3 protein-coding genes are annotated in these 748 nt (G+C 40.6%); 1 reads left to right on the forward strand and 2 read right to left on the reverse strand.

Annotation, left to right across the window (positions count from 1 at the left end; all coding sequences use genetic code 11):
• Positions 1–215: hypothetical protein (locus AW165_RS19800; protein ID WP_171254266.1), on the forward strand; the 215-nt coding region annotated here is incomplete at its 5' end.
• An 18-nt stretch (positions 216–233) separates the two neighbouring features.
• Here AW165_RS19800 and AW165_RS18370 read toward each other — a convergent pair.
• Positions 234–425: a hypothetical protein gene (locus tag AW165_RS18370; protein WP_060466681.1), complete on the reverse strand. Its 192-nt coding sequence runs from the start codon at positions 423–425 to the stop codon at positions 234–236.
• 63 nt (positions 426–488) lie between these two features.
• On the reverse strand, positions 489–748 hold a 260-nt coding region (locus tag AW165_RS18375; RefSeq protein ID WP_212823887.1), incomplete at its 5' end, for a hypothetical protein.

The following is a 748-nucleotide window of genomic DNA, read 5'->3' on the forward strand; positions in this document are numbered from 1 at the left end:
ACGATGAAAATTACACCGTCGCCATTCCCCATCTATGTCACGAGTCTTTTCATGCGGCAATGATGCTTAGTCAAATGGTAGGAATAGATACGAACGTGAACGATGATGAGGCAGGTGCCTATTTGGCGGAGTGGTTCTCTGGAAAGGTGCTGGACTTTGTGCATGAAGCCAGTATGGCCAATAAGCAAAAGAAGAAATCGAAAGGTAAGAAATGAAAATCAAGAAAGCCAGCATTACGCTGGCTTTCTTTTTGTAAGCTTAATTTTCCGCAACAGCCTAATCTGAGCCTGAATTGGTCTAAGTGCTTCTTCGCTCTCCATTCGCAAGGTAACTCTACCATCGCAATCAATATCGAGCTTCTCTTTATTTTTGATCAGGTTTTCCGCCAATCCGCCTGGAATGGGGCTTTTAAACATCCAGAGCATAAATGCTTCCTCAATATGAACTTAAACTAAAAAAGACCACTGTGTTGGTGGTCTTTGAGTTCATCATTCTTTAGATGACTTGGCTAATTCTAGCTTAATGTCATTCAGCGCCTTCAATGATTCAATGCGCATCTGGTCAACCTTGCCGTCCACTTTGTCGAGTTTGTTATCAAGCTTATCTTCAGTTTTATCTAACTTGCCATCGATTTTATCAGTGTTGTTTTTTAGGTCATCAAGTAACTTTTCATTATTTGATAGTTGAACTTGGACTGCACTCATATCTGAATCTAGGGCGTTGATTTTAATTAGAGTCCAACTGCCTA

The sequence above is a fragment of the Acinetobacter sp. LMB-5 genome (genome assembly GCF_001541635.1).
Lineage (GTDB): Bacteria > Pseudomonadota > Gammaproteobacteria > Pseudomonadales > Moraxellaceae > Acinetobacter > Acinetobacter pittii.

What these genes read in the sequence shown, in the direction of transcription:
- AW165_RS18370 (WP_060466681.1), bottom strand. Translation starts at nt 425, where the DNA reads ATGCTCTGGATGTTTAAAAGCCCCATTCCAGGCGGATTGGCGGAAAAC.